Raw genomic sequence first — 4,586 nt, 5'->3', positions numbered from 1 at the left:
GTCGCGGCGCTGCCCGCGCTCGTCCCGGCCCGGACGCAGCCGCTGGACGCCACCGATGCGGCCGTCGTCGCCGTCCTGCGGGTATTGCCGTTCACCGACTACGAAGCCGCCGCGCTCTACGACACCGTGACCGCGATGCTCGACAGTGCGACCATCCTGCCGGGGGAGCAGGCCGTGGTTCAGCGTTCCACCGGCGAGGTTCTGATCCGGCTCGCCGCCCACGGCGTGATCGTGCACGACGGGCACGACCGATTCGCCGTGGCGAAGACCACCACATCGCCGGACCGTGCCGTCGTCCGCCGCACACCACAGTGGCGGGCCTCGTGGCCGGCGCTGATCCGCCACTACTCCGACCGGGCGACGCGCTGGGCGGTGGCCCTGGATTCGGATCGGCTCGGCGTCGGCGCGCACCGGTGGTTCACGGGCACGGCGGACCGGCTCGCCGAGCTGCTGCGCCGATGCGCCGACTGCGATCACGGCGTCGAACTCGACATCCCGGCCCTGGCCCGGATCGCCGACGCGCTCGACCTCTGGTACGCGCGGATCGGGGCCCCTTCCGACGGTCCCGCGGCGCGGGCGATGCTGGCGTTGAGCGGCCCGGCGCATCCGCAGATCCGTGAACTGGCATCGATCCGCTGCGATCGGGCGCTCGATACCGCGACACGCCGGCGATGGCCGCGCGCGCTCCGGAAGCGGCGCCGCAACCGCCCACGCCGGAGCACCGGCCTGGACGCTCGGCGCGCGCATGCCGAGGCGATGCGCGATTTCGACCGCCTGCCGGGCGGGGAGTACCCACTGCCCGACATCGTGGCCGGGTTCGAGCGCGCGTGGTGGCTGCTGCCGCGTCGCGACATCGCCGCCGAGGTCTGCGCGCTGAACGACCTCGCCATCGCACATATGCACGAAGGCCGCCTGGACGCCGCCCGCGACCGTCTCGAGCTGGCCGAAACCCTGACCCGCGGCGGGCGCAATCCCTCCGGCCGGGCGCACACCTTCGAAACGCTGGGACTGCTGTGGTGGATGCGCGGTGAGCCCCGGCGCGCGATGCGCTGGTGGCTGCTGGCGCTGACCCGCTACCGCGATCTCGGTCACGAACTGGGAATCTGCCGATGCCTGCAGCATCTGGGCAGTGCGGTGGCGGTCGTGCCCGAATACGGCGGTCTGCTGCTGGCGGGGCCGCTGAGCACCGGTGAGATCCTGCGTCAGGCCTCGGGCTGGCTGGCCTACGCCGAGCAGCGGCGTCCCGGCCGGGTGGGCCGCACTCCTGCCCTGGCATCCCGCTACGGTCGGCGTGTCGCGCAAGCGCTGGAGAATGCGCAGCTCACGTCGCTGGAGACGGTGGACCGGTGGCCCGTCACCGTGTCCGAGCGTTAGCCCTCTGACCGGCCCGTTTGCGCGTCCGCCGACGATTCGACCCGACGAAACTACCGATTTCGGGCACCGTCATGCGACGGGGATCACTATATCTCAGTGATCTCGACCACATAACGTTTATATAACTACAGTTATGTAACGCGCGTTTATCGCACCATGCGCTGCGTAAACGCGAATATCCTCCACGTTGGGTTGAGGCAGTTCGGTTGTTATCGCAACGTGATGTATCGAGATTTCTCCGTTACCGTCGTCTGCAGCTCGGAATTCCGGGCTGACGCTCGAATCGCTGAACACCGGCAACCCTGTCCCGCGGTTCGAGTTCGACCCCGACATACCTGGGGGCAGGGACCCGTAATCGTCACCATCGGGCCGGTTGGGCGCAGGCAGGGAAAACCACATGTCTCGTAACCGTAAGTTCAGCACTCGCGCACTCGGCTTCGCCGCCGTCGCCGGCGCCATCGTCGCCGTCCCCTTCGGCCTGACCGCTACCGCGTCTGCCGACGGCGGCCACGACTGGGATGCGGTGGCGCAGTGCGAGGCCAGCGGCAACTGGGGCGCCGACACCGGAAACGGTTTCTACGGCGGCCTGCAGTTCACCCAGAGCACCTGGAACGCCAACGGCGGCAGTGGCAACCCGGCCAACGCCAGCCGCGCCGAGCAGATCCGCGTCGCGGAGAACGTGCTCGCCAGCCAGGGCCCCGGCGCCTGGCCGGTGTGCGGCGCCAACCTGTAAGGTTCGCCTCCACCCGCGGTTCGTCCGCATACACAGCGTGCAGACAGGCCCCTCCCGGATCTACCCGGAAGGGGCCTGTCGCGTTGTATCCGCCGGTCAGGCGCTGATCGCGGCTCCGGCCGCGAACCGGCTCTCCACCGGCGCGAGTCCGTAGTGCCCGCGCAGGGTGTCGGCGGTGTACTCGGTGCGGAACAGGCCGCGTTCCTGCAGGATCGGCACCACCCGGTCGACGAAATCGGTGAGTCCGCCGGGCAGATACGGCGGCATGATGTTGAATCCGTCCGCCGCGTCCGCCTCGAACCAGGTCTGCAGTTCGTCGGCGATCTGCTCCGGCGTGCCGGCGAAGCTGCGATGCCCGCGCCCGCCGCCGAGTTTGCCGATCAGCTGCCGCACGGTCAGCTGTTCCTGCGTGGCCAGCTCTTTGACCAGCGTGAACCGGGACTTGTTGCCTTCGATCTCGCTTTCCACCGGCAGTGGCGGCAGTGGCGCGTCCAGCGGATGGTCGGTCAGATCGATGCCCAGCTGCGTGGACAGCTGGCGCAACGCGTAGTCGGGGGAGATGAGATCGGTGAACTCCTGCTCCAACGCCAGCGCTTCGGCGGGCGTATCGGCGATGTAGGGCACCAGGCCGGGGAGCACCTTCAGCTCGTCGGCGCCGCGGCCGTACTTCGGCAGCCGTGATTTCAGATCGCGATAGAAGCGCTGCCCCTCCTCCAGGGTGCGCTGCGCGGTGAACACCGCCTCGGCGTAGCGGGCGGCGAATTCCTTTCCGCTCTCGGAGGATCCGGCCTGCACCAGCAGTGGCCGGCCCTGCGGTCCGCGCGGCGAGTTCAACGGACCGCGCACCCGGAACCGGTCGCTGTCGTAGTCGATGGTGTGCACCTTGTCCGGGTCGGCGAAGACACCGGCCTCGGGGTCGAGCACGACGGCCGAGGACTCCCAGCTGTCCCACAATTGCAATGCGACATCGACGAATTCGGTGGCGCGCTCATATCGGCGAGCATGTTCGGGAATGGCGTCGTAGCCGAAATTGTAGGCCTCGTCGACGCTGCCGGACGTGACGATGTTCCATCCGGCACGCCCGCCGCTGATGTGGTCGAGCGAGGCGAATTTGCGGGCCAGATTGAACGGTTCGTTATACGTCGTCGAGGCCGTCGCGATGAGACCGATATGTTCGGTCGCCGCGGCGATGGCCGACAGCAATGTCACCGGTTCGAACACCGCGAGGGAATTGCGCTGAATGCGCGGGCCCACCGCCAGACCGTCGGCGAAGAAGACCGAATCCAGTTTGCCGCGCTCGGCGATGCGGCCCAATTCCTGGAAATGCTTCACGTCGAGCACGCGCCGTTCCTCGGTGCGCGGATGGCGCCAGGCGGCCTCGTGATGACCGACGCCCATCAGAAAGGCGTTGAGATGAAAGGTTTTCGGTGATGGCGACATCGAGCGTCGTCGTCCCTTCGGTGTAGTGCTTCAGCGATCGGATTGCGGGCGCCAGCGGGTGAGGCGGCGTTCGATGGCGACGAGTACGGCGTTGTAGACCAGGCCGACGATCGCGATGGCGACGATCCCGACATACATATCGGGGATCTGGAAATTCTGCTGTGCGGCGGTGATGAGATAGCCGAGTCCCGCTCGCGCACCGGCCATCTCGGTGGCGATCAGGACCAGGATCGAGGCCGAGGCCGCCATCCGGATGCCGGTGAAGATGGTCGGGACCGCGGCGGGCAGGATCACCTTCTGGAACAGCCGCAGCGGCGAGAAACCCAGTGACACAGCCGATTTGATCAGCAGCGGGTCGACCGATCGAACACCGCTGATGGTGTTCAGCAGGATCGGGAAGAAGCCCGCGTAGACCACGATCGCGACCTTGGAGGTCTCGCCGATGCCGAGGATCAGGATGAACACCGGCAGCAGCGCCAGCGCCGCGGTGTTGCGGAACAGTTCGAGCAGCGGGTTCACGAAGTCGGCCACCGGCTTGTACCACGCGATGGCGACGCCGGCCGGAACGGCGCACGCCACCGCGATCGCGAAGCCGACCAGGGATCGGCCCAGACTGGCGGAGGTGTTGTCCCAGAGCTGGCCGTTGCGGATCAGCTCGTCACCGCGCTGCACGACGGTGGAAAACGGCGGCAGAAAGATCTGATCGACCAAGCCGAATCGGGGCGCGAGCTCCCAGAAGGTCAGGAACAGGCCGATGACCAAGACGGGCTTGAACAGCCGCCAGCCCCAGCGACCGGCCAGGGCGGCCAGCTGCCGCCCCGTGCCAGCGGTGGAGCGAGCGGGAGCCTCGGCCGCACTCCCGGCCGGGACGGAGGACTTCTTCGACACCAGTACGGGTTCGGCGGTGGCGGGCAATGTGGTGGACATTTCGTTACCTCCTGTCGGTGGCCGCGAGGTCGGCCTGCTCGAGACCCTGTGCGCGGGCCACCTCGTCGTGCAGCAGCGACCAGATCCGATGCCGGACTTCGCTGAAGTGTTC

At 67.9% G+C, this 4,586-nt stretch carries 4 protein-coding genes; 2 read left to right on the top strand and 2 right to left on the bottom strand.

All coding sequences use genetic code 11. The annotated features are described in order from the left end of the window. The coding region (locus tag ON23_RS09730; RefSeq protein ID WP_039777656.1) for a hypothetical protein at positions 1 to 1,374 on the top strand (1,374 nt) is incomplete at its 5' end. Positions 1,375 to 1,771: 397 nt separating this feature from the next. Next, complete coding sequence (locus ON23_RS09725) at positions 1,772 to 2,107, top strand: transglycosylase family protein (RefSeq protein WP_030514506.1); 336 nt, start codon at positions 1,772 to 1,774, stop codon at positions 2,105 to 2,107. Positions 2,108 to 2,203: 96 nt separating this feature from the next. Here the strand turns inward: ON23_RS09725 and ON23_RS09720 are convergent, their stop codons facing one another. Continuing rightward, a complete protein-coding gene (locus tag ON23_RS09720; protein WP_039777654.1) occupies positions 2,204 to 3,547 on the bottom strand; it encodes an LLM class flavin-dependent oxidoreductase in 1,344 nt (447 codons plus the stop codon). A 30-nt stretch (positions 3,548 to 3,577) separates the two neighbouring features. Continuing rightward, positions 3,578 to 4,474, bottom strand: a complete 897-nt coding sequence (locus tag ON23_RS09715; RefSeq protein WP_039777652.1) for an ABC transporter permease — start codon at positions 4,472 to 4,474, stop codon at positions 3,578 to 3,580. Positions 4,475 to 4,586 lie beyond the last annotated feature (112 nt).

It is taken from the genome of Nocardia cerradoensis NBRC 101014, from assembly GCF_000308535.1.
In the GTDB taxonomy this organism is placed as follows: Bacteria; Actinomycetota; Actinomycetes; order Mycobacteriales; family Mycobacteriaceae; genus Nocardia; species Nocardia cerradoensis.
This window is presented reverse-complemented; position numbering and strand designations above follow the sequence as displayed.